Consider the following 17,689-nt stretch of genomic DNA (forward strand, 5'->3'; position numbering starts at 1 on the left):
TCCCGGAAGACCATCCGCCGGGAAATCGATCAGGCCAAGGCGACACCTCGTAAAGCTGGATGTCGCCTTACGGCTCCTGTGAACTGTCCTTCAACACTTGTTGCAGTGCGGCGTCTCGTGAAGGGACAGTTTGCTTGCCAAGGGTGTACGACCCCGGTTAGGCGCGGGTCATGGCCAGCACTTCGCTTGAGACCCTTCCGCCCGAGGCTGAGCTTGCGCTGGCCTGGAGCCATCCTGCAGTGCGTGAGCGGCTGCGCACAGGGTTGCAGCTTGATCGCAGACTGGCGCGGATCGTGGCGCGCACCACGGAACCGATGCTGGGCCAGATGCGGTTGGCGTGGTGGCGCGATGCGCTGGGGAGACCTGTGGCAGACCGTCCGCGCGGCGATGCCGTTCTAGATGCCATTGGCCACCATTTTGCCGGGCATGAAACCAGCCTGCTTGAGATGGTAGACGCCTGGGAAATCATGGTCACAACGCCAGAGCTTGGGCAGGATGAGGCCGAAGCATTTGCACGTGGGCGCGGCGCGTTTTTCGCCCACCTCGGATCTGGTCCGGGCGCAGCAGAGGTTGCGCCAAGACTGGCTGCGGCGGGACAGTGCTGGGCCTTGGCAGATGCCGCAGCCGGGGTGTCGGACCCAGCGGAGCGCAGCGTGCTGGTAACGGCCGGCCTCCAGCAATCCGGTGCCCCGCGCCGGATGCCGCGCGAATGGCGAGGGGTTGGCGCGCTCGAGGCACTGGCCCAGCGCGCGCTGCGACGCGGCGGGCGCCCCCTGATGGATGGCCGAGGCGCGCCGCTGGCAGCGTTGCGGGGCGCTATCCTTCGGCTGTAATTCCGTATACTTACGCAGCACGGACCGCAAAATAGGGGGGCAGACCCTTGCGACAGGCAGTGCTGGGAGTGATGGGCGGGCTGGTTCTGGCAGGGATCGGCGTCTTCTGGTGGCAAGGCCGCGCGGCGATTGAAGAAGGCGCGCCGCCGCCGCCGCCGCCAGCGGTCCCGGCACCTGATCCTGCGGCTTTGCCGATCGCCGATCCCGGAAGCCTTCAAGGCCCCGCGCCCCCCGAACTCAGCGAACTGAGCCGCGAAGAACAGCGCTTCTTTCGCTATGATCGCAACCGTGACCGGCTGATCACCCGCGATGAAATGCTCTCATCGCGCACCGAAGGGTTCCGGGCGCTCGACAAGGATGGCAACAATCTGCTGACCTTCGAAGAATGGGCGGTCACCACCGTCGATCGCTTTGCCGAGGCTGACAAGGATGGCAATGGCCGCCTGACCCCGCGCGAATTTGCGACAACCGCGCCCAAGCCTGTCGTGAAGAAGCCGGGCTGCAAGTGTTAGGCTGTCAGGCCGGCACCACCTCGCGCGCCGCATTGATCCACCGCGCAAGATCGGCCTTGGCGCGGTCCGTATAGGCTTCCTTGCGCACTTTCTTTCCGACCTCATGGAGCGGGGGGAACAGGCCGAAATTGACGTTCATCGGTTGGAACGTGGCCGCGTCGGCGTCGCCGGTGATGTGGCTGAGCAATGCACCCAGCGCCGTGGTCGCGGGCAGGGGCTGCCAATCGCGCCCGGCCAGCTCTGCCGCCGTCATCATGCCTGCAACCAGCCCGATGGCCGCGCTTTCGACATAGCCCTCGCACCCCGTCACTTGCCCGGCAAAGCGGATATGCGGTGCGGCCTTGAGGCGGAGCTGGCGGTCGAGCACTTCGGGCGAATTGAGGAAGGTGTTGCGGTGCAGGCCGCCAAGCCGCGCGAATTCGGCATTCTCCAGCCCCGGAATGGTGCGGAACAGCTCGATCTGGGCGGCGTATTTGAGCTTTGTCTGAAAGCCGACCATGTTCCACAGCGTGCCCAGCTTGTTGTCCTGGCGCAGCTGCACCACGGCATAGGGCCAGCGCCCTTGCGGGAATTCGGGCGTCACATCGAAGGGGTTGTCCAGCCCCACGCCCTTCATCGGGCCGTACCGCAGCGTTTCAACCCCGCGTTCGGCCATCACTTCGATCGGCATGCAGCCATCGAAATAGGGCGTGTCCTTTTCCCACTGCTTGAACTCGGACTTTTCGCCTTCGATCAACCCGCGGTGGAAGGCGCGGTATTGCTCCTCGTTCATCGGGCAGTTGATATAATCACCGCCTTCCCTCGAGGCGGCAGTCGTCTTGTTCCAGCGCGACTGGATCCAGCATTTCGACATGTCGATGCTGTCGTGATGGATGATCGGTGCGATTGCATCGAAAAACGCGAGGCGTTCTGCCCCGGTGGCACGCACGATGCTGCCTGCCAGCGCTTCGGCCGTGAGCGGCCCGGTGGCGACGATGGTGAGGCCGGAGGCGGGCAGGGCATCGATCCGTTCGCGTACGATGGTCACGTTGGGGTGGCTGACCAGCGCCTTTTCAACTTCCGCCGAGAAAACATCGCGGTCCACCGCCATGGCGCTGCCGGCGGGCACCCGGGCAACCTCGCCTGCGCGCATGATGAGGCTGTCCAATTCGCGCATTTCATGATGCAGCAGCCCGACCGCGTTCTTCGTGTCATCATCCGAGCGGAAGGAATTGGAGCATACCATTTCGGCCAGCCCATCGGTCTGGTGGGCCGGTGTCATGTCGCCTGACCCGCGCATCTCCGACAGACGCACGCGCACGCCGCGCTGTGCCAGCTGCCAGGCCGCTTCGCTTCCGGCGAGGCCGCCGCCTATGATGTGCACATCGTGCATCGTCGCATTCATGGTCATGGCGGGGCAGGTAATTGCGTGTTAGCCCGCCTGCAACCCCCGAGGGGTCTCACAGACGGGAACAGCGAGAATGGCCAAGCAGGCGCTGATCGAGCAAAGACCGTGGCTGCTCGCCAGCATCACGGCAGCGACCGCGTTTTATTTTTTGAGCGATAATCCGGTGTTCGAGGGCACCTGGGGGTTGCTCGCCAAGGGGGCATCTGTCGGATTGCTGGCGCTTTATGCGCTGCTGCGCGTGCCGCACGGTCGGCGCGGGATCGATGGCATGTTGCTGGTGGCGGCGCTGGTGCTGGCTTCAGCCGGGGATGTTGCCATCGAGCTTGATTTCCTGACCGGCGGCGCGTTGTTCGCGGCAGCCCATGTGGTTGCTGTGGGGCTCTATCTCAGAAATCGGCACAAGCGCCCGTCACCCACCCAAAAGCTGATGGGCGCCGCCCTGCTGATCGGCACGCCGCTGGTTAGCTATGTGTTGAGCGGAGACGAGCAGATTGCGATCTACGCCAGCTTCCTTGGCGCAATGGCCGCCGCTGCGTGGATGAGCCATTATCCGCGTTACCGCGTCGGCACCGGAGCGGTGCTGTTTGTGGTGAGCGACTGGCTGATCTTTGCGCGCATGGGGCCGGTGGATCTGGAGCCCCTGCCGACGCTGCTGATCTGGCCGCTCTACTACGCAGGGCAGCTGATGATCACGACCGGCATCGTGCAGTGTTTGCGGGGCGAGCAGCCCGTCAGGTGACGGGCGGCTCGCTATCGCTGGCCAATTCTGCGGCGATTGCCTCCTCGGCGGGATTTTCAGGTTCGTCCGTCTCGTCGATCAGCGCTGCGCCGACAATGTGTTCGCCCTTGGCAACATCGAAGATGCGCACACCCGATGATCCGCGCCCGGAAATCGAGAAGCCCTTGAGCGTCTCGAACCCGCCGGGGGTCAAGTGCCGGAAATCAATGCCGAGCCGGATCAGTTTGGCCTGATCGGTCACCAGCATCAGCTGCGATCCATGCTTGACCGGGAAGCTGGCGACCACCGGGCCGTTACGTTCCGGATTGCTGTCAGGCGTGCCGATATTGGTGATCCCTTGCCCGCCGCGCGAAGTGGTGCGGTATTCATAGGCCGAGGAAATCTTGCCATAGCCATTGGCGGTGATGGTTAGGATGAACTCCTCGCCCGCCGCCATCGCGGCCACCTGGTCTGCGGGGAGGGTGGAAACAGCGTCATTGTTCTTCCACGCCGCCGCGCGGACATAGGCCTCGCGCGTTTCCATGTCGGCGGTGAGCGGATCGAGCACCGCCATGCTGACCACCTTCGCGCCGCCCTTCAGCGCCATGCCGCGCACGCCGATGCCGGTGCGGCTCTTGGTTTCGCGCGCGTCGGTGGCGGAGAAACGGATCGCCTTGCCGGAATCGCTGGCGAGGAAGATCTGCTGCTCTTCGGTCAGCAACTGCACGCCGATCAGCCGGTCGCCCGATCCTTCGACAAAGCCCATCGCGTATTTGCCCGCGGTGGGAATATTGGCAAAGGCGTCCATCGAATTGCGCCGCACCATGCCCTGTTCGGTGGCGAACACGATGTTGAGATTGGCCCAGCTTGCCTCATCCTCGGGTAAAGGCAGCACGTTGGTGACGCGCTCCTCATCGCCAAGCGGCAACAGGTTGACCATCGGGCGGCCCTTGGTCTGGGGGCCGCCTTCGGGCAGCTTCCACACCTTCATGCGGTAAACGCGGCCGGTGTTGGTGAAGAACAGCACGGGGTTGTGGGTGCTGGTGACGAAGAGTTCGACCACCGCGTCCTCGTCCTTGGTCGCCATGCCGCTGCGGCCCTTGCCGCCGCGCGCCTGCGCCCGGAAGGTGTCGAGCGCTGTCCGCTTGATATAGCCGCCGTGGGTGACGGTGACGACCATCTCCTCACGCTCGATCAGGTCTTCGTCTTCCAGACCATCCCAGGCCGGCGCGATTTCGGACAGGCGCGGGGTGGCGTAGGTGGCGCGGATTTCGGCCAGTTCCTCGCGCATCACGCCGTACAGCTTCACCCGGTCGGCAAGGATCGAGAGGTATTCCTCGATGGCAACCGACAGCCCCTGCAATTCTCCTCCAATCTCGTCGCGGCCCAGGGCGGTCAGGCGGTGCAAACGCAGTTCGAGAATGGCCTTCACCTGCCGTTCGGACAGGCGATAGGTGCCGCCTTCCTGATCGGCCGAGGGCTCGATCGCTTCGACCAGTTGGATATATTGCGCGATGTCGCCAATCGGCCAGAGCTTGGCGAGCAGCCGGGCGCGGGCTTCGGCCGGGTTGGGGGCCGACCGGATCATCGCCACCACCTCATCGAGGTTGGAGACGGCGACCACCAGACCCAGCAAGAGGTGCGCGCGTTCCCGCGCCTTGGCGAGTTCGTACTTGGTGCGGCGCGTAATCACCTCCTCGCGGAAGGTGATGAACGCCGAAATGAAATCGCGCAGGCGCAGCGTTTCCGGGCGTCCGCCGCGGATCGCCAGCATGTTGGCCGGGAACGAGGATTGCGCCGGGGTGTGCCGCCAGATCTGATTGAGCACCACATCGGCCGTGGCATCGCGCTTCAGGTCGATCACCACCCGCACGCCCTCGCGCGAGCTTTCATCGCGGATGTCGGCGATGCCTTCGATCCGCTTTTCCTTGGCGGCATCGGCGATCTTCTCGACCAGCGCGTTCTTGCCCACCTGATAGGGGATTGAGGTGAAGACGATGCTCTCGCGCCCTTCGCTCTTGGCGCCGCGCGTGCTTTCGATCTCGTGACGGCAGCGCATCAGGATCGACCCGCGCCCGGTGGTGTAAGCCTGCCGCGCGCCGTGGGTGCCCAAAATCAGCGGCGCGGTGGGGAAATCGGGACCGGGGATATACTGGATCAGCTCTTCGGAAGTGATCGCGGGATTGTCCATATAGGCAAAGCAGGCGTCGATCACTTCGCCAAGGTTGTGCGGCGGCACGTTGGTCGCCATGCCGACCGCGATCCCGCCCGCGCCATTGACCAGCAGATTGGGGAAGCGCGCCGGCAGAACCGTCGGCTCCTTGCGGCTGCCGTCGTAGTTATCGGTGAAATCGACCGTGTCCTTGTCGAGATCGTCGAGCAGCGAATTCGCCACCCGTGCAAGGCGCGCTTCGGTGTAGCGCATCGAGGCCGGCGGATCGGGGTCCATCGAGCCGAAATTGCCCTGACCATCGATCAGCGGCACGCGCATCGACCAGGGCTGGGTCATGCGGGCGAGCGCGTCGTAAATCGCGCTGTCGCCGTGGGGGTGATAGTTACCCATCACGTCGCCGACGATCTTGGCGGATTTGCGGTAGGGCTTGCCTGCGACAAAGCCGCCTTCCTGACTGGCGAACAGAATGCGCCGATGAACCGGCTTCAAGCCGTCGCGCACATCAGGCAGCGCGCGGCTGACGATGACGCTCATCGCGTAGTCGAGATAGCTCGACTTCATCTCGTCGACGATGTCGATGCGGTCGTAACCGCTCATCGGCACCGGGGCAGGGGAATCGAGAATGTCGCTATCGTCGCTCAAGGTCTGGGCCGTTTCTGTTTGTAATCTGATGCCGCATTGGCGGGCCGGGCCCTATCAGGGCCGGTGATCAATTCCTATCTAGGCACTTGCCGTGGGTTTCGCCACCTTACCCCGGGAACACAGCGCGAACGGAGAGTTTTTTTCCACATTTGCAACCCTGTTTGTCTGCCAATCGCTGTGTTGGCATTCAAAGACCGTTCAGCACGGCCCACCTAGCGGGAATTGCAAATCCCGTGCGAGCCGTTCAAAGGCTGGGACGGAATTCAGGCAGCGCGCCCGCCGATTTTGGCAGGTGCCTGCACTAGTTGTGGAGGATGCAGTGACCAATTTGTCTTCGCCCCGTAGTCATCAGCGTTCGGCCACCGGCCTTGCGCGTCAGCTTGCACTGGCTGTCGCCATCGCGAGCGGCACAGCGGTGCTCGCGGTGCCGGGTTTTGCTGATGCGGCCTATGCCCAGAAGAAAAAGAAGGATGACAAGGCCGAAGCGGCCAAGCCCGTCTATTCCAAGGAATTTGTCGCTGGCTACCAGCCCATTGAAGCCGCGATCAAGGCGCCGGGTGCGGATCTGGCCGCGCTCAAGCCGCAGATTACAGCGCTCACCCCGCTTGCCGTTTCGCCGGACGAGCAGCAGGCGCTTGGCGGTCTGATTTTCAATGCTGGCGTGACCGGAAACGATGTTCCGCTGCAATTCCAGGGCGTCGAGATGATGCTCGCAAGCGGCAAGATCAAAACCGAGGAAGTGGGCCGGTTTAATCTGGTCGCATTTCAGCTCGCCAATTCCCTGAAGCAGTATGACAAGGCCCGCACCTATCTGCAAAAAGCGATCGACCTGAATTACAGCATGCCCAATCTGACGGTCTCGGACCTGCAGATGAACATGGCCGAGCTGTATTTTTCGGAAGACCGCAACGCCGAAGGGCTCAAATACCTCAGCGATGCCATCGCCGCGCGCAAGGCACAGGGCCAGCCGGTCGACGAGAAGTGGTATCGCCGCGGGGTTTCGGTCGCCTATTCCAACGAAATCGTGCCGCAGGTCTATGACTTTGTGCAGGGCTGGGTCAGCGACAATCCCACCCCGACCAATTGGCGCGATGCGGTAAACCTTACCCGCAATCTCAATGAGTTTGACGGTCCGGTGCTGCTTGATCTGCTGCGTCTTGGCAAGCGGGTCGGCACGCTCAAGGACAAGAACGACTATATTTTCTATATCGAATCCGCCGACACGCGCCGCCTGCCGATGGAGGTGAAGTCGGTGATCGACGAAGCCAATTCCACTGGCGCCATTCCCAAGGGGAGCGATAGCTGGGTTGATGAACAGCTGAAGACCGCCAGCAGCTTGATCGCCGAAGACCGCGCCGCGCTGCCTTCGCTCGAACGCGATGCCAGTGCACCTGCGGCGCAGCTGCGGACTGTGGTTGCCGCCGGCGACACCTTTCTGAGCTACGGCGAATATGCCAAGGCCGCCACGTTCTACGAGCGTGCGCTGACAATGGCAGGGGTTGACCGCAATCTTGCTCTCACCCGTCTGGGGATCGCTCAGATCGGTTCGGGCAACACCGATGCCGCGCGCGAAACGCTGGCGAAGGTTGAAGGCACGCGGGCGCCGGTTGCGATGCTGTGGAGCGCCTATGCCGCGCAATCCGCAGCAGCAGCCCCGGCTGCACCGGCAGCGGGCGCCTGATCGCTTCATCACAAAATCGGTTTTTCACGAGCGCCGGGCGGGTCATCCGTCCGGCGCTCGCTTTTTTGGGAGGATCGATTTTGGTAAATGCAACCAGCGGCGTGCTTGCGGCGGGGCCTTCGCACGCCTAAATGGCGCCGTATGAACGACCTCGCCAGCACGCCGCAGCCGCAATCGCCCCCTGATCGGCCCGCCCGCCAGCGCAAGCCTGACTGGATCAGGGTGCGTGCGCCTGTCAGCGAGGGGTACAACGAAACGCGCAAACTGATGCGCGAATTGAACTTGCACACCGTGTGCGAGGAAGCGGCCTGCCCGAATATCGGTGAATGCTGGACCAAGAAGCACGCCACGGTGATGATCCTGGGCGATGTCTGCACCCGGGCCTGTGCCTTCTGCAACGTCAAGACCGGAATGCCACGCGCGGTCGATCCGTTCGAGCCTGAAAATACCGCCATTGCCGCGGCCAAGATGGGGCTGGAACACATCGTCATCACCAGCGTCGACCGCGATGATCTGCCTGATGGCGGCGCCAGCCAGTTCGTCAAGGTGATCGAGGCGCTACGGCGCAACACCCCGAACACCACCATCGAAATCCTCACTCCCGATTTCCGCGGCAAGATGCGCCGCGCGGTGGAAATGATCTGCGAGGCGGGACCGGATGTGTACAACCATAATCTCGAAACTGTCCCCCGGCTCTATCCCACCATCCGTCCGGGTGCCCGCTACTACGCCTCGCTCAGGCTGCTGGAAGAGGTGAAGGCCCACAATCCGCTGATCTTCACGAAATCGGGCATCATGCTGGGTCTGGGTGAACAGCGGCTTGAGGTGCATCAGGTGATGGACGACATGCGTTCAGCCGAAGTCGATTTCATCACGATGGGGCAATATCTTCAGCCCACACCCAAGCATGCGACGGTCGAAGAATTCGTGACGCCCAAGGCCTTTGCGGCTTACGGCGCGATTGCCCGCGCCAAGGGTTTTCTTCAGGTCGCGGCCACCCCGCTCACCCGGTCGAGCTATCACGCCGGTGATGACTTTGCGAAGATGCGGGCCGCGCGCGAGGAAAAGCTGTCGCGCGCCGGAGCCAAGGCGCAAGGCTGATGCCCGGTATCCGCGAAACCCGCCGCCTGCCCTACAGCGCCGAACAGATGTTCGATCTGGTCGCCGATGTTGGCCGCTATGGCGAATTCCTGCCGTGGGTGATTGCGACCCGCGTGCGGTCCAATTCCGACACCGAGATGGTGGCTGACATGGTGGTGGGCTTCAAGGCGATCCGTGAAAGCTTTACCTCACGCGTCACCAAGGCCCGGGCACGCGAGATTGCGGTCCATTATGTCGACGGGCCGCTGAGCGATCTCGACAATGTGTGGACGTTCCGCGCGGTGGATGACCGGACCTGCGAGATCGATTTCCTCGTCGAGTTTACCTTCAAGAACCGCTTGTTCGAACGGATCGCCGGGCAATATTTCGACAAGGCCTTCCGCAAGATGGTCGAGGCGTTTGAAACCCGCGCCGCGGCGCTTTACGGCAGCAACAATTCCAGCGCGCAAAGCGTCGCCTGACGGCGGATTTCGGCGCGGCCGTCCGGGCCTTCGCCGCCTTCGAAGAAGCGCAATTCGCCCTCCGGCTCGCCGACTTCGTTGCGCACCACGCGCGCGAACACCACGGTGCCCACCGGCTTTTGCGTTGTGCCCCCTCCCGGTCCCGCCACGCCGCTGATCGCGACAGCGACATCCGCTTTCGACCGGTCAAGCGCGCCCTTGGCCATCGCCCAGGCGCAGGCAATCGATACCGCGCCAAAGGTTTCGATGATGTCGCTCGCCACGCCGAGCATTTCCATCTTGGCTTCGTTGGAATAGGTGACGAAACCGCGGTCCAGAACCGCTGATGACCCGGCAATTTCCGTCAGCGCCCCGGCGACCAGGCCGCCCGTGCAGCTTTCCGCCAACGCAACTTTCCGCCCCAGCGCAGCGTTCTCGGCGATGACGCGCGCGGCGAGCGCGGCGATATCTTCGGGGAGGAGCGATTTGGTCATGTGAGGATCACTTCGCAGCAGCAGGCGCTTGGGTCTGACCGCAGATCGGCGGATCCTTGAGGTCGGCAATCTCGACAATAAAGGCCACCAGCGCGCCAACATTGTCGCGGGGAAGGGGGCTGATAAGCTCGAGCCCGCGCTCGACCTTGGCACAGCTGTCGCCCTTGATGCCGTCAGCGATCATCTGGCCGACCATCGCATCGACAAAGGGGCGCAGCGCTTCTTCTGGCATGTTTGCGAGCATTGCGCCGATATCGAGGTCGCTTTTCTCTTCGCCTTCGGCATCGCCCTTGTCCGCCATGAAGGTCTGGAGCAGGCGGAACGCACCCGGCCATGCCTTGTCCTGCCCGGCGCGGAAATCCGCGACATAGGCCTCGCCGCGCGTTGCCATAAAGCCGTTGCGGTCGAGCCGGTTGGCGCAGGCGGTGCGCGCCGCGTCGAAGGCGATAGGCATGGCATAGACAAAGCCGTCCGACAGATCAGCCGGGGCCACGCAGGCCTGCGCCTGGGCAAGCGCCGCCTGGGATGAGACTAGCGCGGTCAGGGCGAGTACTGGCGCGATGAGTCGGGTGGTCATGTGGCGGTTCCTTCCGATGCGAGCGAGACAAGGACGATGGCCTGTGCAGCGATGCCTTCGCCGCGGCCGGTGAAGCCGAGTTTTTCGGTGGTTGTCGCCTTGATGCTGACCGCATTTTCGGCGACGCCCATCAGGCGGGCGACCTCAGCGCGCATCGCGGGGCGATGCGGGCCAATCTTCGGAGCTTCGCAAATCAGCGTCAGGTCGACATTGGCCACCGCGTACCCCGCCGCGCGGGCCAGACCCACGGCATGTTCGAGGAACTGTCCCGAGCGCGCGCCGCGCCATTGCGGGTCGCTGGGCGGAAAATGCGTCCCGATATCGCCTTCACCCACCGCGCCAAGCACAGCGTCGGTAATCGCATGGAGCGCGACATCGGCATCGGAGTGCCCGGCAAGGCCCTTGTCATGGGGGATCAGCACGCCGCCGAGCCACAGCTCCTCGCCCGGCTCCAGTCGGTGGACATCATAGCCTTGGCCGATACGAAAAGCGGGGAGGGTGGCAGCGTTCACGAAATCCTCGGCAAAAGTGATTTTCTTCAGGCGTTCATCGCCATCGACCAGCGCGACTGAACCCTTGCTGGCCATCAGGACTTGCGCATCATCGCCAGCGTCGGTCGGCCCGGCCCAACCGCGATGCGCGGCGAGGATCGCGTCGAAGCGGAACGCCTGCGGGGTCTGGACGCGGCGCAACGCTTCGCGGCTCGCTTTGCCACTCATCGTGCCGCTCGCATCGGCCACTGCGAGGCTATCAACCACGGGCAGCACCGGGATCACGCCCGGATGCAGCGCCAGCGCGCCGATCAGGCGGATGATGACGTCATGGGGCAGATCGGGCCGGGCGGCATCATGGATCAGCACGCATTCGGGCTCCGCACCGGCAAGTGCTTCAAGCCCGCTTCGCACCGAATCCTGGCGAGTGACGCCGCCAGCGACAAAGATCAGGCCCGCAATCCCCATCAGCGCCGCCTCGGCATGGGCCTCGGCTCCGGCTGCGATCACAATCACCAGCGGATCAGCTCCGGCAGCCTTCAACGCCTCGACCGAATGCCGGATCAGCGGCTTGCCGCGCCAGTCACGGAACTGCTTGGGCGTATCGCCGCCCACCCGCAGACCCTTGCCAGCGGCCACCACGATTGCGGCGAATGGAGGAAGGGGGGAAGGGCTGGCCATCGGGGCGTTCGCTTAGGGTCTGGACGCGCTTTCGGCAATCCACTAAGCGCTTGCCCATTATTTAGGCAATGCTCTCGATCATGACTACGCTTCCTCCTCCGCCGGCCCTGAAGCCGATTGCCATCGGCCCGGTCACGGTTGCCGAGCCGGTTGTGCTCGCGCCGATGACGGGGGTCACCGACATGCCGTTCCGCACGTTGGTGCGCCGCTACGGCTCGGGCCTCAACGTCACCGAAATGGTGGCGAGCGAGGCGGCGATCCGCGAGACCCGGGTGAGCGCCCAGAAAACCGCGTGGGACCGGATCGAGGAGCCCGTCTCGATGCAGCTGGTCGGCTGCGATCCTGCCAGCATGGCCGAGGCGGCGAAGATCCAGGAAGGCAACGGCGCGGCGATCATCGACATCAATTTTGGGTGCCCGGTAAGGAAGGTCGTCGGTCAGCTGGCAGGCAGCGCCTTGATGCGCGAAGTCCCGCTCGCTGTCCGGCTGATGGAAGCGACGGTCAAGGCCGTGAAAGTGCCGGTTACGGTCAAGATGCGGATGGGCTGGGACCACAACAGCCTCAACGCCCCAGACCTGGCCCGGATGGCCGAGGATATCGGCGTGCAGATGATCACCGTCCACGGCCGCACCCGCAACCAGATGTACAAGGGAAGCGCTGACTGGGCGTTCATCCGCAAGGTCAAGGACGCGGTGGGCATCCCGGTGATCGTCAATGGCGACATCTGCACCATCGAAGACGCGTCCAAAGCGCTCGAACAATCAGGTGCGGACGGGCTGATGATCGGGCGCGGCGCCTATGGCAAGCCGTGGCTGCTGGGGCAGGTCATGCATTGGTGGCGCACCGGCGAGGCGCGGGCGACGCCGGGGATCGACGAGCAATATGCCGTCGTCGTCGAACACTACCAGCGGATGCTCGACCATTATGGCCGCGAAACTGGCGTGAAGATGGCCCGCAAGCATCTGGGCTGGTACACCAAGGGCCTCCACGGCTCGGCCGAGTTTCGCAACATGGCCAACTTCATCGACGATGCCGATCAGGTGCTCGGCGAGATCGAGCGGTTCTATACACCGTTCCTGATGCAGCAGGCCGCCTGAGCCGTGGCGACCAATCCGATTGAACCGCAGGGCGATGGCCGTCCTGATAGCCGGGCGCAGCTGTCCGGTCTGATCTTCGCGGTGATCCTGATTGATGGCAACGGCGTGATCGCGGAAGTCAATCATGCGGCCGAAGACCTGCTCGGCACCAGTTCCAGCCGTCTGGTCGGCACGCATCTCACGGACCGGATCGGGCCGCTTGATCCTCGGGTGGAGGCGCGTCTGCTTGCCAGTGATGAAGCGCTGGTGGCGCGCGATTTGCTGATCCGGGTGGGCGCGCATGATGTCCGCGTCAACCTGACGGCCTCGCCGCTGGGCGGATTTTCGGGCTGGCGCGTGGTGACCCTGTCGCAAATCGGCCACGATGATACAGCCGGGACCGCAGGCGGCGAAGCGATGCTGGGCGCGCCCGCCGTGCTGGCGCACGAGATCAAGAACCCGCTGGCCGCCATTCGCGGGGCCGCACAGCTGGCGGCGCGCAAGCTGCCGCTGGCCGACAAGAAGCTGGCGCGGATGATCACTGATGAGGTCGACCGCATCGCTCGCCTGATCGATCGGATGCAGCAATTGGGCAGCACCCGAACCGGCCCGGTCCAGCCCTGCAACCCGCACGAAGCGATCCGTGCCGCTGTGGCCACAATGCGTGCGGCAGGCGGAACGAAGGGCGATGTCGAAATCCGCGAGGAGTTTGATCCTTCGCTTCCCCCGTTGCTGGCCAATCGCGATGCCTTGGAGCAGGTGCTGATCAACCTCATTTCCAATGCCCGCGATGCCTCGCTGGGGGCGGGTGGGGGCGGCCAGATCGTTGTTCAGACCCGCTTCGTCAGCGGCCTGGCCTTCAGCGCCATCCGCAACGGGCGGGCCGTGCCGCTGCCGATCGAGATCACTATCAGCGACAATGGCCCGGGCATTGACCCAGCCTTGCAGGGCCATGTGTTCGAGCCCTTCGTCTCGTCGAAACCTTCAGGCCAAGGCCTCGGCCTGTCGCTGGTGCGCAAGCTGGTGCGCGATATGAACGGCAATATCAGCCATGATCGCGATGCGCGCGCGGGGCTTACCCATTTCCGCCTGCATCTGCCGCAAGCGCAGGACATCGCCTAGCCCATGCCCACAACCTATCCGGTCCTGCTGGTCGAGGATGATGCGGCGATTGCGACGGTCATCATTGCCGCGCTGGAAGACGAAGGCTTTGCCATTGCCCACTGCACCAGCATTGCTGCGCGCGACAAGCAGTTGGAGCAGCGCCGGTTCGGGGTGATGCTGACGGATGTCATCCTTGAAGATGGGGATGGGCTGGCAAGCCTTTCGGCGGTGCGCGACCGGGCGCCTGATATGCCGGTGATCGTCCTTTCGGCGCAGAACACGCTCGATACCGCCGTGCGCGCGAGCGAAAGTGAAGCCTTCGAATATTTCCCCAAGCCCTTCGATCTGGACGAGCTTCTCCATGCCGTGCGTCAGGCCGCCGGCGCGCGGGAACCGGCCGCGGGCGAGAGCAGCGCAGTCTCTCAGACCGAAAGCGAAAAGATGCCGCTGGTCGGGCGCAGTCCGGCCATGCAGGGCGTCTACCGGATGATAACGCGCGTGCTGCGCAATGACCTGACGGTGCTGGTCACCGGCGAAAGCGGCACCGGCAAGGAGCTGGTGGCCGAAGCGATCCACGAGCTCGGCAACCGCCGCACCGGGCCGTTTGTGGCGGTCAACACCGCAGCGATCCCGGCCGACCTGGTCGAAAGCGAGCTGTTCGGCCACGAAAAGGGAGCCTTCACCGGGGCCATCGCGCAGGCGATCGGCAAGTTCGAACAGGCCAATGGCGGCACGCTGTTCCTCGACGAGATCGGCGATATGCCCGCCGAGGCCCAGACCCGCCTGCTGCGCGCATTGCAATCGGGCCGGATCCGGCGGGTCGGCGGGCGGCAGGAAATTGCCGTCAATGTCCGCATTATCGCGGCCACCAATCGCGATCTCACGCCGATGATCGCTGCGGGCACTTTTCGCGAAGACCTGTTCTACCGCCTCAACGTGGTCCCGATTGTGCTGCCGCCCTTGCGCGAACGGCGCGAGGATATCGCCGCCCTCGCGCAGCATTTTCTGGGGCTGGCGGCTGAAGACGGCTTGCCCCGCCGCGTGCTGACCGCCGACGGGATTGAGCAGCTGGAACAGCGCAACTGGCGCGGCAATGTCCGCGAACTGCGCAATGTCGTCTATCGCCTCGCGCTGATGGCCCGCGAAGAACGGATTGATGCAGACTGCGTGAATGATGTGATCGGCGTGGAAATGGCGCCCAATACCGTGCCGCAAGCTGACGGGCAGGGCGGTTTTGGCGCCGCGCTGACTGGCTGGCTCGCTGCGGAAACCCCGCCGCCGGGCGCGCTCTATCACCGCGCCTTGGCCGCCTTTGAACGGCCCTTGATCGAATATGCGCTGGGCCGCACGGGCGGCAATCAGCTGCGTGCGGCGCAATTGCTCGGCATCAATCGCAATACCTTGCGCAAACGCATCGGTGAGCTGGGGCTGGAGCCGGATCGCTTCTCTACGACCTGATCGGCGCGTGCTGCGCACATGACGGCGCAGGGCTGCACACTTCAGGCTTGCACTTTTGCCACACCCTTGTTGTAACACTGCAACGATGGAGCAACCCTCACCCCGCGCGCCGACTATGGCATTCCGGCAATCCCCGCGATGGTGGCGCCGCTTCATGGTCGCGGCGCGCCGGGCCAATATCTACCTGTGGCTGGAAATCCTTGCGGTTGTGGCCTTGGCGGCCGCCATTGTTGCGACCTGGTCAGCCTATAGCCGCTCGGCGGCGCCGGATAATCTGTTGCCGACCATGCAGGTATCCGCGCTGCTGATGGCGACCCTGGTTCCGGCCATGATGCTGCTGGTGCTGATCGGGCGCCGCCTTGCCTTGCGCCGGGCAGCGGGCAGCACCGCGCGGCTGCATGTCAGGCTGGTGTTCTTCTTTTCGATGGTGGCCGCTGTGCCGACCTTGCTGGTGGCCGGCTTTGCCGCGTTTCTGTTCCAGACCGGGGTCGATTTCTGGTTTTCGGACGAATCGCGCGGGCTGATGGAAAACGCCAACGCGCTGGCCCAAAGCTATTACGATGCCAATCAGCGCAACGTTGAACAGAACACCATCACCATGGCCACCGACATGCGCGACATTCTCGCCCGCGTGCCGATCACCGATCCCGATTTTCCCGACTTCTATGCCTATCAGGCGCAGGCGCGTGAGATATCTGAAAGTGCCGTGTTGCAGCGCATGCCCGACGGCTCGTTCCGGACCGCTGCGACGCTGAACTTGACCAAAGGCAGCAGCCCGCTCGATTTCAGCCGGGCCGCCTTGCCCCAGTTGGATCGTGGCCAGTTTGCCGTGGTGGTCGGCAGCCCGGAACGGATTGAGGCCGTGGTTCCGATCGATGCGCAATCGGGCGTTTATCTCTACAACGCGCGCACCACCGAAGAGACGATGTTCAATTCCTGGTCGAAGGCGCAGTCGATCGTGACCGCCTATGGCCGCCTGACCGGCAGCGCGCGGATGCTCCAGCTGCGGTTCAATATCGCGCTGGTGGCCGTCAGCCTGCTGCTGGTGGGCCTTGCGATCTGGTTTGGCTTGCGCTTTGCCGACCGGCAGGTGGAGCCGCTCACCAATCTTGTCGGCGCGGCGCGCAAGGTGGGGCAGGGCAACTTTGCGCTCCGGCTTGAAGGGCGCACGGGGGCGGACGAGATCGGCTTGCTCAACCGCGCCTTCAACCGCATGACCGCGCAGCTGGAGAAGCAGACCCAGGCCCTCGTGAGCGCCAATCGCCAGATCGACGATCGCCGCGCCTTTACCGAAGCCGTGCTGGAATCCGTGACTGCGGGTGTGGTGTCGGTGGATGGGGCTTCGCGCGTTACGCTGATGAATTCTTCGGCGCAGGCTTTGCTTGCGCCTGCCGGTGCATCGGACATGATCGGCCAGTCGCTCGACGTGCTTTCGCCTGAACTGTGCCGGATGATTGCCGAAGGCAAGGAACGCGCGATCATCACCCATGCCAAGGGCACTGAAATCCTGACGCTTGCCGTCAAGGTCGCACCCGGCACCAGCGGCCATGTGATCACTTTCGAGGACATCACCCGCCAACTGCTCGACCAGCGCCAGGCCGCTTGGTCGGATGTGGCACGCCGGATCGCGCACGAAATCAAGAACCCGCTCACGCCGATCCAGCTGGCAACCGAGCGATTGAAGCGCCGCTACCGCACGCAGGTCAGCGATGACGACCGTGATCTGTTTGATGAACTGACCAGCACCATTGTCCGGCAGGTTGGCGGCCTTCGCAAGATGGTCGACGAATTCTCCTCCTTTGCGCGGTTGCCCAAGCCGGTGTTCCGCGACGAGGACGCGCTGGATCTGGTCCGGCAGGCGGTGTTTCTCCAGGAAGTGGCCCATTCCGGCATCGCCTTCAGCGTGGCTTCATCCGGGCTCATCGATCGGGAGGTGCGCTGCGACCGCCACCAGTTCGGTCAGGCGATGACCAATGTGCTCAAGAACGCCGTCGAGGCGGTGGAAGCCCGCGCAGCCGAAGGCAGGGGAGAATATGGAGGCGAAATTGCCGTCACGATGCGCGATGCGGGCGAAGCAATTGTCATCACCATCGAGGACAATGGCATCGGCCTTCCCGCTGACCGTGACCGTATCGCCGAACCCTATGTCACGACCCGCGAGAAAGGCACCGGGCTTGGTCTTGCGATCGTCAACAAGATCGTCGACGAACACGGCGGCGACATGAGTTTTGCCAGCGCCCCGGCGGGCGGTACCCGCGTGACCTTGCGGTTTGCGCGCAATCCGATGCCGGTTGAAGGTGCGGGCCTGTGACCTTGCCCTC

General features: G+C 63.9%; 15 protein-coding genes. 10 read left to right on the forward strand and 5 right to left on the reverse strand.

Annotated elements, in window-relative coordinates:
- Positions 1 to 170: 170 nt before the first annotated feature.
- A complete protein-coding gene (locus C0V72_RS11945) occupies positions 171 to 833 on the forward strand; it encodes a hypothetical protein (RefSeq protein WP_101794371.1) in 663 nt (220 codons plus the stop codon).
- 47 nt (positions 834 to 880) lie between these two features.
- Positions 881 to 1,345 (forward strand): EF-hand domain-containing protein, encoded by a 465-nt coding sequence (locus C0V72_RS11950; protein WP_233999923.1) that lies wholly within the window; start codon positions 881 to 883, stop codon positions 1,343 to 1,345.
- A 4-nt stretch (positions 1,346 to 1,349) separates the two neighbouring features.
- Here the strand turns inward: C0V72_RS11950 and trmFO are convergent, their stop codons facing one another.
- Complete coding sequence (trmFO, locus tag C0V72_RS11955) at positions 1,350 to 2,735, reverse strand: methylenetetrahydrofolate--tRNA-(uracil(54)-C(5))-methyltransferase (FADH(2)-oxidizing) TrmFO (protein ID WP_101794373.1); 1,386 nt, start codon at positions 2,733 to 2,735, stop codon at positions 1,350 to 1,352.
- A 70-nt stretch (positions 2,736 to 2,805) separates the two neighbouring features.
- Here trmFO and C0V72_RS11960 point away from each other — a divergent pair, with 70 nt between their 5' ends.
- A complete protein-coding gene (locus C0V72_RS11960) occupies positions 2,806 to 3,471 on the forward strand; it encodes a lysoplasmalogenase (RefSeq protein ID WP_101794374.1) in 666 nt (221 codons plus the stop codon).
- On the opposite strand, the gene gyrA is transcribed toward C0V72_RS11960, so the two are convergent.
- The gene (gyrA, locus tag C0V72_RS11965) at positions 3,464 to 6,265 is read right to left on the reverse strand and encodes a DNA gyrase subunit A (RefSeq protein WP_172439010.1); all 2,802 of its coding nucleotides are present in this window, start codon (positions 6,263 to 6,265) and stop codon (positions 3,464 to 3,466) included. The genes C0V72_RS11960 and gyrA overlap by 8 nt on opposite strands.
- 319 nt (positions 6,266 to 6,584) lie before the next feature.
- Between gyrA and C0V72_RS11970 the strand changes: the two genes are divergently transcribed.
- The 3 genes from C0V72_RS11970 to C0V72_RS11980 all read left to right on the forward strand — a co-directional run bounded on the left by C0V72_RS11970 (position 6,585) and on the right by C0V72_RS11980 (position 9,508).
- On the forward strand, positions 6,585 to 7,946 hold the full coding sequence (locus C0V72_RS11970) for a tetratricopeptide repeat protein (RefSeq protein ID WP_143704582.1): 1,362 nt from the start codon (positions 6,585 to 6,587) through the stop codon (positions 7,944 to 7,946).
- A 141-nt stretch (positions 7,947 to 8,087) separates the two neighbouring features.
- Positions 8,088 to 9,047 (forward strand): lipoyl synthase, encoded by a 960-nt coding sequence (gene lipA / locus C0V72_RS11975; protein WP_101794376.1) that lies wholly within the window; start codon positions 8,088 to 8,090, stop codon positions 9,045 to 9,047.
- On the forward strand, positions 9,047 to 9,508 hold the full coding sequence (locus tag C0V72_RS11980) for a type II toxin-antitoxin system RatA family toxin (protein ID WP_101794377.1): 462 nt from the start codon (positions 9,047 to 9,049) through the stop codon (positions 9,506 to 9,508). The genes lipA and C0V72_RS11980 overlap by 1 nt, the downstream gene beginning before the upstream one ends.
- On the opposite strand, the gene C0V72_RS11985 is transcribed toward C0V72_RS11980, so the two are convergent.
- The 3 genes from C0V72_RS11985 to C0V72_RS11995 are packed head-to-tail and all read right to left on the reverse strand — an operon-like array spanning position 9,469 to position 11,730.
- The gene (locus C0V72_RS11985; RefSeq protein ID WP_101794378.1) at positions 9,469 to 9,981 is read right to left on the reverse strand and encodes a CinA family protein; all 513 of its coding nucleotides are present in this window, start codon (positions 9,979 to 9,981) and stop codon (positions 9,469 to 9,471) included. The two genes, C0V72_RS11980 and C0V72_RS11985, sit on opposite strands and share 40 nt — an antisense overlap.
- 7 nt (positions 9,982 to 9,988) lie before the next feature.
- Positions 9,989 to 10,558 carry a hypothetical protein gene (locus C0V72_RS11990; RefSeq protein ID WP_101794379.1) on the reverse strand — a complete coding sequence of 190 codons (570 nt, stop codon included), beginning with the start codon at positions 10,556 to 10,558 and terminating at the stop codon, positions 9,989 to 9,991.
- On the reverse strand, positions 10,555 to 11,730 hold the full coding sequence (locus tag C0V72_RS11995) for a bifunctional 2-C-methyl-D-erythritol 4-phosphate cytidylyltransferase/2-C-methyl-D-erythritol 2,4-cyclodiphosphate synthase (RefSeq protein WP_101794380.1): 1,176 nt from the start codon (positions 11,728 to 11,730) through the stop codon (positions 10,555 to 10,557). The genes C0V72_RS11990 and C0V72_RS11995 overlap by 4 nt, the downstream gene beginning before the upstream one ends.
- An 80-nt stretch (positions 11,731 to 11,810) precedes the next feature.
- Here C0V72_RS11995 and dusB point away from each other — a divergent pair, with 80 nt between their 5' ends.
- From dusB to C0V72_RS12015, 4 genes are all read left to right on the forward strand, one after another.
- Positions 11,811 to 12,827, forward strand: a complete 1,017-nt coding sequence (gene dusB, locus C0V72_RS12000; protein WP_101794405.1) for a tRNA dihydrouridine synthase DusB — start codon at positions 11,811 to 11,813, stop codon at positions 12,825 to 12,827.
- Between the two features lie 3 nt (positions 12,828 to 12,830).
- Positions 12,831 to 13,928 (forward strand): two-component system sensor histidine kinase NtrB, encoded by a 1,098-nt coding sequence (locus C0V72_RS12005; RefSeq protein WP_101794381.1) that lies wholly within the window; start codon positions 12,831 to 12,833, stop codon positions 13,926 to 13,928.
- 3 nt (positions 13,929 to 13,931) lie between these two features.
- The gene (locus C0V72_RS12010) at positions 13,932 to 15,368 is read left to right on the forward strand and encodes a sigma-54-dependent transcriptional regulator (protein WP_101794382.1); all 1,437 of its coding nucleotides are present in this window, start codon (positions 13,932 to 13,934) and stop codon (positions 15,366 to 15,368) included.
- 115 nt (positions 15,369 to 15,483) lie between these two features.
- The gene (locus tag C0V72_RS12015) at positions 15,484 to 17,679 is read left to right on the forward strand and encodes a sensor histidine kinase (protein WP_233999924.1); all 2,196 of its coding nucleotides are present in this window, start codon (positions 15,484 to 15,486) and stop codon (positions 17,677 to 17,679) included.
- Positions 17,680 to 17,689 lie beyond the last annotated feature (10 nt).

The sequence above is a fragment of the Porphyrobacter sp. TH134 genome (assembly GCF_002855495.1).
Lineage (GTDB): Bacteria > Pseudomonadota > Alphaproteobacteria > Sphingomonadales > Sphingomonadaceae > Erythrobacter.